This window comes from Okeanomitos corallinicola TIOX110 (genome assembly GCF_038050375.1).
GTDB lineage: Bacteria > Cyanobacteriota > Cyanobacteriia > Cyanobacteriales > Nostocaceae > Okeanomitos > Okeanomitos corallinicola.
In genome coordinates, this window is the sequence record NZ_CP150886.1 from 4,422,377 (window position 1) to 4,438,622 (window position 16,246).

The 16,246-nt window shown below is 37.3% G+C and carries 11 protein-coding genes and 1 pseudogene; 7 read left to right on the forward strand and 5 right to left on the reverse strand.

From position 1 onward, the window contains the following. Positions 1 to 5 precede the first annotated feature (5 nt). Positions 6 to 1,031, forward strand: coding sequence for an AAA family ATPase (locus tag WJM97_RS19335; RefSeq protein WP_353930394.1), 1,026 nt, complete (start codon positions 6 to 8; stop codon positions 1,029 to 1,031). Positions 1,032 to 1,179: 148 nt separating this feature from the next. Here the strand turns inward: WJM97_RS19335 and WJM97_RS19340 are convergent, their stop codons facing one another. Further along, positions 1,180 to 1,596, reverse strand: a complete 417-nt coding sequence (locus WJM97_RS19340; RefSeq protein WP_353930395.1) for a DUF2358 domain-containing protein — start codon at positions 1,594 to 1,596, stop codon at positions 1,180 to 1,182. A 4-nt stretch (positions 1,597 to 1,600) separates the two neighbouring features. Then, entirely contained in the window at positions 1,601 to 2,761 is a 1,161-nt protein-coding gene (locus WJM97_RS19345) for a family 10 glycosylhydrolase (protein ID WP_353930396.1), read from the reverse strand. A gap of 220 nt (positions 2,762 to 2,981) precedes the next feature. Here WJM97_RS19345 and WJM97_RS19350 point away from each other — a divergent pair. Both WJM97_RS19350 and WJM97_RS19355 read left to right on the forward strand, forming a co-directional pair. After that, positions 2,982 to 3,287: pseudogene (locus WJM97_RS19350) on the forward strand (alpha/beta hydrolase); the annotation flags it as partial. A gap of 304 nt (positions 3,288 to 3,591) precedes the next feature. Then, positions 3,592 to 4,047, forward strand: a complete 456-nt coding sequence (locus WJM97_RS19355) for a pentapeptide repeat-containing protein (RefSeq protein WP_353930397.1) — start codon at positions 3,592 to 3,594, stop codon at positions 4,045 to 4,047. A 313-nt stretch (positions 4,048 to 4,360) separates the two neighbouring features. Here the strand turns inward: WJM97_RS19355 and metK are convergent, their stop codons facing one another. Continuing rightward, positions 4,361 to 5,635, reverse strand: coding sequence for a methionine adenosyltransferase (gene metK / locus WJM97_RS19360; RefSeq protein ID WP_353930398.1), 1,275 nt, complete (start codon positions 5,633 to 5,635; stop codon positions 4,361 to 4,363). Between the two features lie 441 nt (positions 5,636 to 6,076). Next, entirely contained in the window at positions 6,077 to 7,081 is a 1,005-nt protein-coding gene (locus WJM97_RS19365; RefSeq protein WP_353930399.1) for a phosphoribulokinase, read from the reverse strand. An 845-nt stretch (positions 7,082 to 7,926) separates the two neighbouring features. On the opposite strand from WJM97_RS19365, the gene petH reads away from it, so the two are divergent. Both petH and WJM97_RS19375 read left to right on the forward strand, forming a co-directional pair. After that, on the forward strand, positions 7,927 to 9,246 hold the full coding sequence (gene petH / locus WJM97_RS19370) for a ferredoxin--NADP reductase (RefSeq protein ID WP_353930400.1): 1,320 nt from the start codon (positions 7,927 to 7,929) through the stop codon (positions 9,244 to 9,246). A gap of 111 nt (positions 9,247 to 9,357) precedes the next feature. After that, entirely contained in the window at positions 9,358 to 10,647 is a 1,290-nt protein-coding gene (locus WJM97_RS19375; RefSeq protein ID WP_353933222.1) for a homoserine dehydrogenase, read from the forward strand. A gap of 103 nt (positions 10,648 to 10,750) precedes the next feature. Here the strand turns inward: WJM97_RS19375 and WJM97_RS19380 are convergent, their stop codons facing one another. After that, on the reverse strand, positions 10,751 to 11,188 hold the full coding sequence (locus tag WJM97_RS19380) for a CAAD domain-containing protein (RefSeq protein ID WP_353933223.1): 438 nt from the start codon (positions 11,186 to 11,188) through the stop codon (positions 10,751 to 10,753). A 749-nt stretch (positions 11,189 to 11,937) separates the two neighbouring features. Here WJM97_RS19380 and WJM97_RS19385 point away from each other — a divergent pair. Then, the gene (locus WJM97_RS19385; RefSeq protein ID WP_353933224.1) at positions 11,938 to 13,662 is read left to right on the forward strand and encodes an ATP-binding protein; all 1,725 of its coding nucleotides are present in this window, start codon (positions 11,938 to 11,940) and stop codon (positions 13,660 to 13,662) included. 128 nt (positions 13,663 to 13,790) lie between these two features. Further along, positions 13,791 to 16,121 (forward strand): DNA helicase PcrA, encoded by a 2,331-nt coding sequence (pcrA, locus tag WJM97_RS19390; protein ID WP_353930401.1) that lies wholly within the window; start codon positions 13,791 to 13,793, stop codon positions 16,119 to 16,121. Positions 16,122 to 16,246: the final 125 nt, after the last annotated feature.

Below are 16,246 nucleotides of genomic sequence, written 5' to 3' on the forward strand. Positions count from 1 at the left end.
AAATTATGAGTGCAAAGATTATAGCTTTTTTTAATAATAAGGAAAGAGTTGGCAAAACTTCCTTAGTCTACCATTTAGCATGGATGTATCAAGACTTAGGACTGCGAGTAGTTGCTGCTGATTTAGATCCCCAAGCTAATCTGACTGCTGCTTTTTTAGATGAAGAACGTTTGGAACAAATTTGGTTAGCAAATAGTGAAACAACAACAGTATTTGATTGTGTACAACCATTGTTAAAAGGGATTGGTGATATTGATAATCCACATTTAGAATATTTCCCAGAATCTGAAAAATTAGCTCTTTTAGTGGGAGATTTAGCACTTTCCGGTTTTGAAGATGAACTTTCAGCCCAATGGCTAAATTGTCTTGGTGGTGGAGGAGAAGAAAGAGCTTTTCGAGTAATTTCTGCTTTTTGGAGAATTTTACAAAATACTGCCATTCAACATAAAGCCAACATAATATTAATGGATTTAGGTCCCAATTTAGGAGCAATAAATCGTGCAGCCTTAATTTCAGCAGATTATATTGTGATACCAATGATGTTAGATTTAGTGTCATATCTAGCATTACAAAATATTGGCTATCCTTTGCAATCTTGGAAAAAAGATTGGAAGGAGTTATTAAGCCAAAACAGGGAAAATCCTTTTAGTAGTCTATCATTACCACAAGGTAATTTAGAACCTATCGGTTACATTATTTCGCAGGCATCAATGCGATTACATAGTTCATTAAACCCTACATATAATCGCTTCATAAATTACATTCCCAAAACTTATCAAGGATTTATTCTAAATCAGCCTATAGAAAATAATATCTTTATCGAAGATGATCCAAATTGTTTAGCTTTACTAAAAAACTACCAAAGTTTAATGCCAATGGCACAAGAAGCTCATAAACCTATGTTTCACCTAAAACCTGCTGATGGTGCTATTGGCGCTCATACTAAGGTAGTAAGAAATGTCTATGATGATTTTAAAAAATTAGCTTACAAGATAGCAGAAAGAACACAAGTAAACATTCCAGAAATCTAACATAGAAGAACTCCTCTTTATATCTACCCTTTTCTCCCTCTCTTCCTTCGCTTCCTTCGTCCCTATCCCTATAGCTCCTACGTCACTACGCAAGCTATCGGGATGCTACGCGTTAGCGGAGCTTTCGCTTTAGCGATACGTGGTTCAATCACTCCCCCTTCCTAAAAAACTGCTTTAAAATCTCCCCAGCTTCCCTATCCCAAGTATCAATATGTTCATAAATCAAACCATCATCATTCAATTTATAAGTGGAATAACCATTAAAAAATAACCGCGCTTTCCAAGGAACACGCAACACCCCCCGCACCGTCCAAGTTGCTAAAATCGTATCTGGTGCAGTTTGAGAAACATCATGTAAATCAAAAGCAAGTTCCGTAAAAAACAACTGACCATGAAAACGCAAAGTCCAAAAAATAATCCGATAATTAAACTTACCCTTAAACTTATTCACCGGGTCACGAAAAAAGATATCATCTGCATAAATATCATAAGAAATATCCTCCTCAAACAAAGTCGGTAAATCTTGTTTGAGAACATCAATTATTTTTGGTATTTCTAACTTCATCAACTTACATCCTAAAAATATTTCTCAACTGTTTTTCCAACCTTTGCAAAATAGAAATAGACCGGGGATAACCCCCATTCATAACTTGTAAATCTGCTAAACTAGGAAATCTTGCCGATTGGGAATATGCACCTTTTTTAAAAACCTTACCCAACAGATTATTATTATCCCGCAAACCCTCATAGAAAAAACATACCTCCCCATTAATTCCTATATGACGATGATATTCTATCACCCTTAATAATAAATCTGGTTTCATTGTATATTTTCCCAACTTAATTAAAATTCCCGGTGCTAATCTTGGTAACATTGCATTTGTAAACTGCTGATTTACCAACCTAGTCAAAATACATTTATAACTCAAAAAATCCCGGCGATAAATTTGGGGATGAATAATATCAACAAATCCTTGCTTTAACCATGTAGGATAATCTTGTAAATATTCCCGCAACCCCCAATCATAAATGTTCGGAGACATGGAAACAAATAAATTAGGGTTAACTGCTTTTATCTCTTGATAAAGTAATCCTAAAACATCAGTTAAAATATTAGCTCTCCACTGTAACCACTGTTTATCTTGATGATTTTTAGGTGGATGTTTTTTGAATTCCTGAAAATAACGATTAACAGTTAATTGATCATAACCTCCTTCTGATGGTAAAGCCGGAAAACGATCATCTCCCTGTACACCATCAACATCATAGTTTTTAACTACTTCCAAAAATAAATTTAACAAAAATTCCTGTACCTGAAAATCAAAAGCATTTAACCATTCAAACCCATTCTTTTTTAATAACTTTCCTTGAAAATTATAAGCTTCCCATTCAGGTCTTTGCTTTAATAAAAAACCTCCATTATCATGATAAGAACTAGCAAAACCATATTCAAACCAAGGAATAACTTTTAACCCTACCTTTCTCGCTTCCTCTACTAATTCCTGTAAAGGATCACGTCCTAAAAATCTCGAATCAATTTCTATACCAAACATCTTCCACATTGTTTGACTTGGGTATAAGGTAACTCCTTGATTCCAAACCACAGGAAACACGACATTAAAACCCATCTCTGCTAAAAATTCCATTGCTTTAGCAATGTTGTGTCTGGAATTAAAAACCTGACTATCAGTTCTCGTTAACCAAACACCACGTATTTCAACTTTACTCATTTATACTCTAATAGGATTTTAGATTTGGGAATTATGACCACAGTCTTTGTCTAACTTGAAAATTGTATAACTTTTCATAGATGATTTCCTGAAAAATACTTTGTATGATCGCTAGTGGTAAAACTCACATATAGATTTTAACTCCATTCAATTTTATGTCTATTATCGGAAATTCCTGGAAACACGCCTACATTAATACCAACGACATTAAATTACATTTAATAAAAATGCCTTTACTCAAGCAGACATATAAGCATACAAAGATGCAGCCGCAAAACGGGGTGCAATCACAGCCATGTCGGACTACTATCGTAACTTGTTTTCTCAATTAACCACCAAGACAACCTGGCCTATTCTAGAAATTCCCACCTTAATGATTTAGGGAGAACATGACACCGCACTGGGGAAAGAACTAACCTACGGTACTCAAGAATATGTGAAAAATTTACAAATCAAATCTATTCCTAATTCTGGTCATTGGGTACAGCAAGAACAGCCAAAAATAGTAACAGAATATATGCGATAATTTCTCGTCTGAAACCAAATTCTTAATAGTAAAAACTACTCATTTACTAATAGAAGTAAATGTGGTATCACGTTAGGTTAACAAAAACTTAATACTAATTTTATGTTTATAAACTCACCCAAATTACGCATTCATAAATAGCTCAAACCTAAGCCCATCAATAATTTCATCATCACTCAGCAAATAGGAAAACATCACATCTATCCTGTGAGTCAAATCAACAACCTTGAGTCATTATATGAGATAATAAGATTGTGAGGAAAAAGAACGGATGCTACTCCAATATAAGGAAAGGGGAAATTTTATGAAACGTCAGCTACTAACTGCAATCGCCTTAGTCGCTCCCCTATTGTTTGCTAACTCAGTTCAAGCTGGGAATAATCAAGACTTACAAAAATTGTTGTCAACAGGGGAATGTCAACGTTGTCAACTATCAGGAGCTAACCTCAGTGGCGCTCATTTAATCGGTGCGGACTTACGAGGTGCAAATCTCCAAGGTGCTAATTTAACAGAAGCGAACTTAGAAGGTGCAGACCTCACGGGAGCAAATTTAGCTGGTGCAGATTTAACATCAGCTTTTGTCACCAACGTCAATTTAAAACAAGCAAATCTCAATGGTGTCAACCTCACCAGCGCCACCATTAACGATTCTAACGTTTACAAAGCATCAATGAACGACCTAACTATAACTGGTGCAGAAATTTATAACACTGGTATTGGTATTGGTGGAGACAGTTCAGAAATTCCTGATTGGGATTAGGTGATTAGGTTTAGAACCAGCAAAATTGATGATTGAATAAATATTAAATAGGGCTTGCTGAATAAATCTCAAAACATTACAGGTAAACGATTTTAGCGATTTTGACTTTCAAAAAATGCAAGCTTTGATGAGGTGAGAACTGAAAAACCTTGCATTTAATTCCTGCTTCAAGGAAAAATAGTTCCCATCCAACTCTTGAAACTGTCACCTGTCACCTGTCACCTGTCTCCACGACAAGACTTTATCAGCAAACCCTAAATATATCCCCGACTTTTTGAAGAAGCTGGGGATATATTACTGTTTTTTCAGGTTTTTAATTTAATGCAGTAGCAATCGCCTCAGAAAGAGACTTATTAGCCGCTTGCTTTAACGCATCTGCCTTATCAGTGCGTTCCCAGGGTAAATCTAAATCAGGTCTACCCAAGTGACCATAAGCTGCAACGTCCTGATAAAAACGTCCGCCTCTTTCACTGGGTAAATTTTGCAAATTGAAAGCGTGGATAATTCCCGCTGGACGCAGTTCAAAGTGATCTTTGATTAACTGTAGCAAGATTTCATCATCAACCTTACCAGTTCCAAAGGTATCCACAAAAATGCTCACAGGTCTAGCTACACCAATAGCGTAACTTAGCTGCACTTCGCATTTTTCTGCTAACCCAGCCGCCACTATATTTTTCGCTACATAACGTGTAGCATAGGCCGCAGAACGGTCTACCTTTGTGGGATCTTTGCCAGAGAAAGCACCACCACCATGTCGAGAGTAGCCACCGTAGGTATCAACAATGATTTTCCTTCCAGTTAACCCAGAGTCACCTTGTGGTCCGCCAATCACAAACTTACCAGTAGGATTGACTAGAAAGCGGGTATCCTGATTTGGCTTAACGTCAATATCACTGAAAACAGGCTCTACTACCGCTGTCCATAGGTCTTCTTTGATCTTAGCTTGCACCCCAGCACCATCAGTAATATCCCCAATATTAGGTGTATGCTGAGTAGAAATTAAGATTGTATCAATACCTACGGGTTTACCATCTTCATAGGCAACGGTAACTTGGGTTTTGCCATCGGGACGCAAGTATGGCAAATCACCAGTTTTCCTTACTGCTGACAGTCTGCGTGCAATCCGGTGAGCCAAACTAATGGGTAAAGGCATCAATTCTGGGGTTTCGTTGCACGCAAAACCGAACATAATACCTTGATCACCCGCACCAACTTTATCGAACAGTTCTTCACTATCCTCTGCGCGGGTTTCTTGGGCAGTATCTACACCTTGAGCAATGTCAGGTGACTGTTCATCCAACGCGACGAGTACGCTTGCACTGTCAGCAGAAAAACCATTTCCTGCATCAGTATAGCCAATTTCCGCGATTTTCTTTCGCACCAAATTGACATAATTAACATTGGCTTTGGATGTGATTTCCCCAGTGATTAACACTAAACCAGTATTAACAACTACTTCAGCTGCAACCCGGCTACTAGAGTCATGTGTCAACAGGGCATCCAAAATAGTATCAGAAATTTGGTCACAGATTTTATCAGGATGACCTTCAGTAACTGACTCGGATGAAAATAAATAACGGCGAGACAAAGGAAGTTGCTCCTTGACGAACTTTAATCACTGACTAAATAGAAACATTTAGTTCAGCTAGTAATTTCTGCAATCATAACAAGATTTACACACCTACTCACGAGTATCTTCTTCAATACTTACTGGTAGTTAAGAAATGTATTAGTTAAACTCCTTGTGCTGTGGGAAACAGAAGTATCAGCACAAAATTAAAAATTATGCAAAAAATTATGCAAAAAACCTTGAATTTTTCCGGACTCACCCAAAATATCTATCAAACCCTCTGTCTCTGTGTTCTTTGTGCTTGGAGTAGTTAATGAGAACGACGTGAACAAAAATATAAATTAGCCTCAAAACCTCTTCACTCTCGTCTTCTACTATCAGTTAAATTTTTATATCTACAAAAAAAGGGGGGGTACACCCATTGATACCCCCTTTGTTTATTGACCAACACTGCTGGTTTTATACTTGTACGGCTAACTTTGCTTCACTAGCTGTTAATAGCTCATAAACAGAACGCATTTTCAACCCTGTCAATACTTGGAACAAACCAGTTCCGTTATTAGAACCTGGATATTCGCGGTGTTGTAACAATAAGTGAGTCATTTCACCTTCGTATTTAGTTGATGTGTTGCTAAGATGTTTCTCGATGTAGATGACTTCATCTAGATTGTCGAACTGACCATCAACTTCTAAAACAGAAACGTAGCGACCATAGTAAACATCAGAACCATAGTACAGTTGCATACCAGGGTAAGAACAGGTCAATTTACGTCCGCAAGGAGTCCAGTTGATTGTTGAACCTTCGTCGAATAAGTAAGCCGGCTCAAAACCTTCTTTGCCTTCTCGCTGTAACATCCGTACCCGCAAAACTTTGCGTTCGGTATCGTTTTTGATTAAGCTAGTAGGTAATACCTGTAAAACCACGTCAGCAAATTCTCTTTGTGGTTCAATGAACTTTTCAAAGTCAGGCTTACGGGAATTGATTTGGGCTAAAACATCTTCATAACGGTGACCACGTTCAGCCATATCTCGTTGAATCTTCCAGGCAATCTTGACTTCATCACTGATGTCAAAGTAAACACTGAAATCTAGTAAATCTCTCACCCTTTCATCATATAAAGGATGTAACCCTTCAACTACGACGATATGGTTTGGTTCAATCCGTTCTGGAGGATCGATCATGCCGGTTTCGTGGTTATAAATCGGCTTATCAATTGCTTGACCTTCTTTGAGTGCCTTAATTTGCTCATACATTAGGTCAAAATTGTTGGCTCTGGGATCTAGTGCAGTGATACCTGTTTCTTTACGCTGCTTGCGATCCAGTGAATGATAGTCATCTAAACAGATAACTGTCATTAATTCTTCACCAAATAAGTCAATTAACCGACGTAAAAACGTAGATTTACCGCACCCAGAGTCTCCAGCTACTCCAATTAGTACCACGCGTTCCGGCTTACTTGTCATAAATCTCCTCTAAAATACTAAAAAAGATGACTCAATCAAATATTTTTTTCACACAGTAGATTTCTGAAGCTAGGAATCTTACCCTGATGGATAATATCCTGCACTCTTGCTATCCAGCATAAACACAGGATACCAGGGTAGGAAGTAACATAGTCATACTCGTTACTTAGTTAAACTATCCTGAATTCTGGGCTGGTAAGTATTTAATCCTAGTGGTACATTAGATTTTAACAGAAAGTTGTATTTTGTAACAAGATTTGCTGTTAAAAACAATCAAATGGTGTACCAACCACATTTCCTATCATTTTAGTTAATATAAGTACTAATTTATAAGCCAAAAGTAAAGATTCTCAACATTTTTTATTTTTTTCTCTACTCACTTATTCACAAATATATAGTCAAGTTTAAGCCAATCAAGCATCATTACCTATTTGCAAATATACAGAATAATTTTATACTTTTAGAAGTAGATGTAAGCTAAGAATAACCTAAAAAAACATTGTTAACAATTGTTTTCGTTTTACAGCAGAACAATAATAGAGTGTCAATGATATCAAAGGAATCTAGGGCTATGTAGCTATGTAGTTAGGTAAAAAAAAGATTAAATTGATCCACCATTAACATTCTGTCCAAGACTTATCTTCTAACTTAGGAGTTGAACAGGAGTGTTCTTTACTATGCTTATATGTCTTGGCCGAGTGTACTTAGCAAGGCATCATGTTTATGATGTCCTTTTCTCAAAAGGCCAGTTTTATGCAACAAAAATCCGGTAAACTTAAAGCTGGCATAGGATGAGAATTATTTTTTTGATAAACGGTTAAGTAAATATCGGAGTGGTAGAACGAATGTACAATCAAGGTGCTGTTGAGGGTGCTGCCAATATAGAATCAGGTAGCCGCGTCTTCGTATACGAAGTGGTGGGTTTGCGTCAGAACAAAGAATCTGATCAAACGAACTACCCAATTCGTAAAAGTGGCAGTGTATTCATCAGAGTACCTTACAACCGCATGAATCAAGAAATGCGACGGATCACTCGTCTAGGCGGCAAAATTGTTAGTATTCAACCTGTATCGGTGCTAGAAGCAGCTAACGGTAAAGCTGCTGTAGCCAGTGCTGATAGTCAAGTCAGCCAGCCAGCCGCAGCAGTAGAAGCTAACAAGGAGGAGAATGGTAAAGCTACACCTGTTAATACCAGTAGCGAAGCTAAAGGTTTTGCTAAACCAACAGCTAAGGATAAAAAAAGCAATTCCATGACTCAAACAAAAGCCAAACACGCTGATGTTCCTGTGAACACCTATCGTCCTAATGCTCCTTTTATCGGTAAAGTTATCTCTAATGAGCCGTTAGTCAAGGAAGGCGGTATTGGTCTTGTTCAACATATCAAGTTTGACTTAACAGGTAGTGACTTAAACTATTTAGAAGGTCAAAGTATTGGCATTATTCCTCCTGGTGTAGACAAAAAAGGTAAACCTGAAAAACTCAGACTCTATTCCATTGCTTCCACCCGTCATGGCGATGATTTAGACGACAAAACAGTTTCACTCTGTGTTCGTCAATTAGAATATAAGCACCCAGAAAGTGGTGAAACAGTATATGGTGTTTGCTCCACCTATCTCACCCAAATCAAACCCGGTGATGAAGTTAAAATCACAGGGCCAGTGGGTAAGGAAATGCTCTTACCCGAAGATCCTGACGCTAATGTAATTATGTTGGCAACAGGTACAGGTATTGCACCTATGCGTACCTATCTATGGCGGATGTTCAAGGATGAAGAAAGAGCAGCTAACCCAGAATATCAATTCCAAGGTTTTGCTTGGTTACTATTTGGTGTACCCAAGACTGAAAACATTCTCTATAAAGAGGAGTTGGAAGCTATGCAGGCTAAATATCCTGACAACTTCCGTCTCTCCTACGCTATCAGCCGGGAACAGCAAAATCCCCAAGGTGGCAGAATGTACATCCAGGATCGTGTAGCAGAACACGCTGACGAACTGTGGCAATTGATTAAAAATGAAAAAACCCATACTTACATTTGTGGTTTACGTGGTATGGAAGGTGGAATTGATGAAGCCTTGAGTGCTGCTGCTGCTAAAGAAGGTGTAACTTGGAGTGATTATCAAAAAGGCATGAAAAAAGCAGGCCGCTGGCACGTAGAAACATACTAATTTGCTTACGGGTCATTAGGTCATTAGTTTTGAATTCTAGGCTCTAAATTTGTAGGTAGGGAAATGCCCTGCCTACAATTGTTTTGTATGTATAGTTTGGGTGCAAAATCTGTGGGTGTTAAATTAGGAATATTAGGATTAGGTACGGTGGGAACGGGTACTGTACAACTGTTGCAAGACAAAATAGACCGTCACCCACTGTTACAAGAAATAGAAATATATCGCGTTGGTGTGCGATCGCCAAATAAACCTCGTCAAGTAGAACTACCTGCTGGAGTAGTAACTACAGATTTAGAAGCAATAGTCAATGATCCAGCAATAGATATCATTGTTGAGGTGATGGGAGGTTTAGAACCAACGCGATCGCTCATTCTCACCGCTATTAAAAATGGTAAACACGTAGTTACTGCTAACAAAGCCGTCATCTCCCGATTTGGGGCAGAAATATTTACTGCTGCCAACGCAGCCGGGGTATATGTAATGTTAGAAGCCTCCGTTGGTGGTGGTATTCCAGTTATTCAACCCCTCAAGCAGTCTCTGAGTGTTAACCAAATTCATGCAATTACAGGCATTGTTAACGGTACAACTAATTACATCCTCACGCGGATGCAAACGGAAGGTAGCGACTTTGATGATGTTCTGGCTGATGCCCAAAGCTTGGGTTATGCTGAGGCTGACCCAACTGCCGATGTTGATGGTTTAGATGCAGCTGATAAAATTGCCATTCTCGCATCTTTAGGTTTTGGAGGACGAATTAACTTAGCAGATGTATATTGTGAAGGAATTCGCCAAGTTAGTAAAACAGATATTGCCTACGCTACTAAGCTGGGATTTGTAATTAAATTACTAGCGATCGCTAAAGGACAAAACCATGATCGTTCTCAACTATCAGTTAGAGTTCATCCGACTCTAGTACCTCAAAGTCATCCTCTAGCTACAATTAACGGTGTTTATAATGCCATCTTGGTTGAAGGTGAACCCATAGGACAAGTCATGTTTTTTGGACCCGGTGCTGGTGCTGGCGCTACCGCTAGTGCAGTCTGCTCAGATATTTTAAATTTAGTAGCAACTCTCAAAACTGATACCTCCAAAGCACATCCCCTATTAGCCTGTAGCCATCAGCATTACTGCCAGATAAGTCCGATTTCTGAACTTGTTAGTCGTTTTTATACTCGCTTTTTAACCAAAGATCAATCGGGTGTGATTGGTAAACTGGGGACTATTTTCGGCAAATACGATGTCAGCTTAGAGTCAGTCGTTCAAACTGGTTTTCAAGAACAATTAGCAGAAATTGTGGTTGTTACCCACGATGTCAAAGAAGGTGATTTTAGAAAAGCTTTAGCAGAAATTAAAAATCTGGCAGCAATAGATAGTATTCCTAGTATTTTACGCGTGCTTTAAGGAGCAGGAAGTTGGGGAGTTGGGGAGGACAATGGAATTAATTCTGACCCCTGTACGGGTTTAGCAGTGCTAAACCCCTACTCACTCCTAACTCCTGAAATCTCTAAGATTCTGAGTTCTCTTTACCAACCACCTGTGATTTGAGAGTAGTAATTTCACTGGTTAACTCTTGACGAGTTGAAGCCTTGAGTAAATAGCGATAAATAAACCAAGCAGAATAACCAATGCCAATCAACTCAAAAGTAGGTGCTACCAAAGGAATATCATTGAGAGAATCTAGTACGGATAACAGTACCTTAACAGCAACAATTGATGTCACTACCAAACCAACACTAACTAAAGGTTGTTTGTACTTATTGAAAAAGTTACCCGCATAATCAGGTAATGTACCTAAAAAACCAGAGACTTGCTGCCCATATTTGAGCCATTGTTCTTGAGACTGCAATGGAGGCTGAAGTTTAGTAATACTTCCAGTTTGGGTGTTGATATCTGGGATTGTAGTCTCTTTTGATTTGGTTTCTGTATATTCTGGTTCTTGCATTTTTACTTCCATAATTTTGACAGTCGAGTTTTCTTAATTTGCACAACTCTGAACACAAGGCTGTTGAGTAGACAATAGACTCTTGTATCCGCATAATTAGGTTTAGGTTTAAAAAGGCTTTTAGTGTCTTATCACCATAAAATCCTCTTGTTTCCACTGCATCAACTATAGGGTAGAAATTCAGTAGGAGGATAGAAGTCAAAAGGCAACATAATTGCTTAAAATTACCATACCGAGTTTTTTACGTGCAATTTCACGGAAATACTCAATGTGTAATTACTCCAATTATCCCATGCTGCCTTACTTGCTAATCATCGTACTCATCCAAACACAAATTATGCAAAAATTAGTCCACCTCTGATAATCAAAAGTCTAAATGCTGATTTTATCTGATATTAAAGCTATCTTCAGTCTCATTGGTTAATTAACTGATTCACTTTGCTATTAATATGTCATCATTTTCATAGATTTGTGCATGGATACTAGACATTAAAATAATTTTATGATACTGGTCTGGGCTGGAAAAAGCTAAAAAATAATAAGTTTTATTACTATTTAAGGCTGTTAATTTTTCTTGGTTACACTGACTAAAAGGGAAAGATTATAACTATAAGTCAATCCTATCTGCTATTTAATAGACATTTACTCAAGTTATAAAAGAGAGTAAAGTTCAGTTTAAACAGGTAATTAGCGATTATAAACGCTAAAATAATTGGTGATATTTGTGGGAGGGCAAAAAAATTGCTGGCATACCAGATCAACAGCCAACCCTGGTTGACAAAAGTTGGGAAAGCAAAAAAGTGTCAACTCAAGAGCCAAAAATAGATGAACTCCCAACCATAGAATTTCCCTCTCGTGGGAAACTGAAAGCGAGTTCATGGCGTATTCACCAAAAAATTGGGTATGGCTACTTTGTCGCCATTGCAATTGGCTTTTTTGGTTCTCTGACAGGATTGGTACTGGCGAACTACTATCGAGGCAGAGAAGTCAGGCAATTTAATCAAGCCAACTATCAAGAACAGCTATTAAATAACTATAAAGATGCGGTAATTGAAACAAAATTGCATAGTTCTAGCTTAGTTGCTGTGCTGGATGATGCACAAAAGTTAGAGAGAAAAAAAACTGAGTTGCTTAATGCTTTTGCCGAAGCCCAAAAATTGGAACCTAAAATTACAGAGTATATTGACAGCAGTCCACAGACACTAGCAGCGAATAGTGCTACTTTACAAACTCTGTTATTTGATTATTCTTTTTACTTAAAAACATATATCCAAGATATAAAAACTATCTTAGAAAGGCTTGAGAATAGGGATATACAGCCAGAAACAGTGACTGTAGTCCGGGAACAGTTACTTGTACTTATGGGTAGTCATACAGTTGAAGAGTTAGATAATTTATCAAATAAGCTAACCAGAATTTTACGTAATGCTCAAGTTCAAGAACAGGATCGAAGAACTGATGTAGAGCAAGCGCGATTTGTAGAAAGGACAATAGTTATAGCTAGTATGTTATTATCGGTAGCTATTGCTGCTGTCATGGCTTGGCGTACCAGTCGAGCGATCGCTGAACCCGTAATTACCGTTACTCAAGTAGCTGAACAAGTAGCCAGAAAATCTAATTTTGATTTACGCGCTCCTGTCATCACCGATGATGAAATCGGACTGTTAGCTAAATCTTTAAATCGCTTAATTGAGAGAGTGTCTGAACGCACCAAACAACTACAACAAGCCAAAGAATTAGCAGAAGCAGCCAGCAAAGCTAAAAGCCAATTTTTAGCTAATGTCAGCCACGAATTACGAACACCATTAAATGCAGTTATAGGATTAAGTCAACTGTTGCAGGATGATGCTGTTGATCTGGGTGCAGATGCAGATTTTATTACTGATTTAGAAACTATTAATTCTGCCGGTAGACATTTGCTAGAACTGATCAACGATATTCTTGATTTATCAAAAATTGAAGCTGGGAAAATGACACTTTACCCAGAAATATTTGACATCATGAATTTGATTAATAATGTTGTACTGACAGTTAAGCCAGCCATGGAAAAAAATGGCAACAATCTCATCTTAGACTGTGACGAAAATTTAGGAACAATGTATGCCGACCAAACGAGAATGCGACAAGTATTATTAAACCTACTCAGTAATGCAGCTAAATTCACTAGCAACGGTAGAGTGACATTAACAGTCAGACAAGAAAAAAGCAACATCATTAAAAAAGCTCCTTTTGGTATAATCAATTTTATAGTTACTGATACAGGAATTGGAATGTCACCAACTCAGCAACAGAAACTATTTCAACCTTTTACTCAAGGAGACAATTCAACTACCAAAAAATATGGTGGTACAGGTTTAGGTTTAGCTATCAGCCGTCATTTTTGTCAAATGATGGGAGGTGAAATAATAGTTGATAGTCAACTTGGTGTGGGTTCTACTTTTAGAGTCAGCTTACCATTAACAGTACAGGGATAAAATTAAACATAGATTAATATCACCTTTTTAATTTTTTAATACCACTATTTTCAGATAAAATGGCGATCGCCAGCATTTATACTGCAAATTATATCAAGTAAATATAAAAATTCTGCTTTCACACACCCATGACCACAAATACTGATTTTCTTAGCCATCTCAACCCCAATCAACGCCAAGCGGTAGAACACTACTGTGGACCATTATTAGTAGTAGCTGGTGCTGGTTCTGGTAAAACTCGTGCGCTTACTTACCGAATTGCTAATTTAATTCTCCAACATCGTGTTGACCCAGAAAATATTTTAGCAGTAACATTTACCAATAAAGCTGCACGGGAGATGAAAGAAAGGATTCAAAGATTATTTTCTGAACAATTAGCAATTAGAGAATACAATAAAAAATTTGATCTGTTACCAGAATACGAACAAACCCAAATCAGATCAAAAGTTTACCGCACCTACATCAAAAATATGTGGTGTGGAACTTTTCACAGTCTTTTTTCTCGCATTCTCAGATTTGATATTGAAAAATATCAAGATGAAAAAGGCAGACGTTGGAATAAAAATTTTTCGATTTTTGATGAATCTGATGTCCAGAGTTTAATTAAAGAAATAGTTACAAAAGAATTTAATTTAGATAGTAAAAAATTTGATCCTAAATCTGTTCGTTATGCTATCAGTAATGCCAAAAATCAAGGCTTTTCCCCTCAAGAATTTGAGCGAGAACAACCTAATTATCGTGGACGGGTAATTGCAGAGGTTTATAGTCGTTATCAAGATAAACTTGCACAAAATAACGCCTTAGATTTTGATGATCTAATTCTGATACCTACAAGATTATTTCAGCAAAATGAACAAGTTTTAGGTTATTGGCATCGCAAATTTTGTCATGTTTTAGTAGATGAATACCAAGATACAAACCGCACCCAATATAATTTAATTCAACTTCTAGTTACCAATGGAGAAACCAGAAGCAATGAATGGAAATGGCAAAATCGCTCAGTGTTTGTTGTGGGTGATGCAGATCAATCAATTTATAGTTTTAGAATGGCAGACTTTACCATCTTGTTGGAATTTCAAGATAATTTTGGAGATGGTTTAGAAGATGATGATACGAGAACAATGGTGAAGTTAGAAGAAAATTATCGCTCTTGTGAAAACATTCTGCAAGCGGCTAATGAACTAATTGAAAATAATACCCAACGCATTGATAAAATTCTCAAAGCTACAAGAGATCCGGGAGAGGCAATTGATTGTTATAAAGCTGATGATGAAATAGCAGAAGCAGAGTTTGTCATTAATCAAATTCGGACTTTAGAATATCAAAATCCGGAAGTAAATTGGGGTAATTTTGCGATTCTTTATCGCACTAATGCCCAATCTCGACCTTTTGAAGAATTATTAGTAAAATATCAAATTCCTTATACAGTTGTTGGGGGAATGAAGTTTTATGACCGCAAAGAAATTAAAGATGTGGTTGGTTATTTAAGAGCGATAAATAATCCCGCTGATACAGTCAGTTTATTGAGAATTATTAATACACCCCGACGAGGAATTGGCAAAGCAACTATAGATTCTTTAATGAATGCTTCCATGCAATTGGGAACGACATTTTGGGAAATTATCAGTGATGAAACTTCAGTAAATACATTAGCAGGACGTTCAGCAAAATCTGTAAATGGGTTTGCGAAAACCATTCAAAAATGGCAAGAACAAATTACCAAAATTCCAGGTTCTGAAATATTGCAAGGAATTTTAGAAGATTCTGGTTATATCCAAGATTTGCAAGAACAGGGGACAGATGAAGCTGATAATAGAATTAGTAACGTCAATGAATTGAATAATGCCATTTTGCAATTTCAAGAAGAAAACGAAGGTGAAGATATTTCCTTACAAGCATTTTTACAAAGTGCAGCATTAAGTTCTGATTTAGATAACTTAAAAGAAGGACAAACAGCGGTTTCCTTAATGACCTTGCACGCTTCCAAAGGTTTAGAATTTCCGGTAGTATTTTTAGTAGGATTAGAACAGGGACTTTTTCCTGGTTATCGTTCCTTACAAGATGCAGCATCTTTAGAAGAAGAAAGAAGATTATGTTATGTGGGGATAACTCGCGCCCAGGAAAGGTTATACTTATCCCATGCTAGGGAAAGAAGATTGTATGGTTCTAGAGAACCTGCTATGCGATCGCAATTCCTGGATGAAATACCAGCAGAATTATTAACAACTAAACAAAAAACAACCCGCACTTATACCAAAGTTCCATCAGCAAAAACCCAACAACAAGATACATCTCAAACTTGGCAAGTTGGGGAAAAAGTATTACATAAAAGCTTTGGAATTGGGGAAATTACCCATGTTTTTGGCAATGGAAATAAAACTTCTGTAGCGATCAAATTTGCTAGTTTAGGTCAAAAAATTATTGATCCTAGAGTAGCTAAGTTGCAGAAAATGGATTGAAGTTGAGGGAGTAACAAAGAAGCTAAAATTTAGACTGAGTTTAGGTTATCGGGGTTTTTCATCCTAGGTTGGGTTAAGTAAAGCGCAACCCAACAATACAATAAATTTCAGCATATTGGAAATGT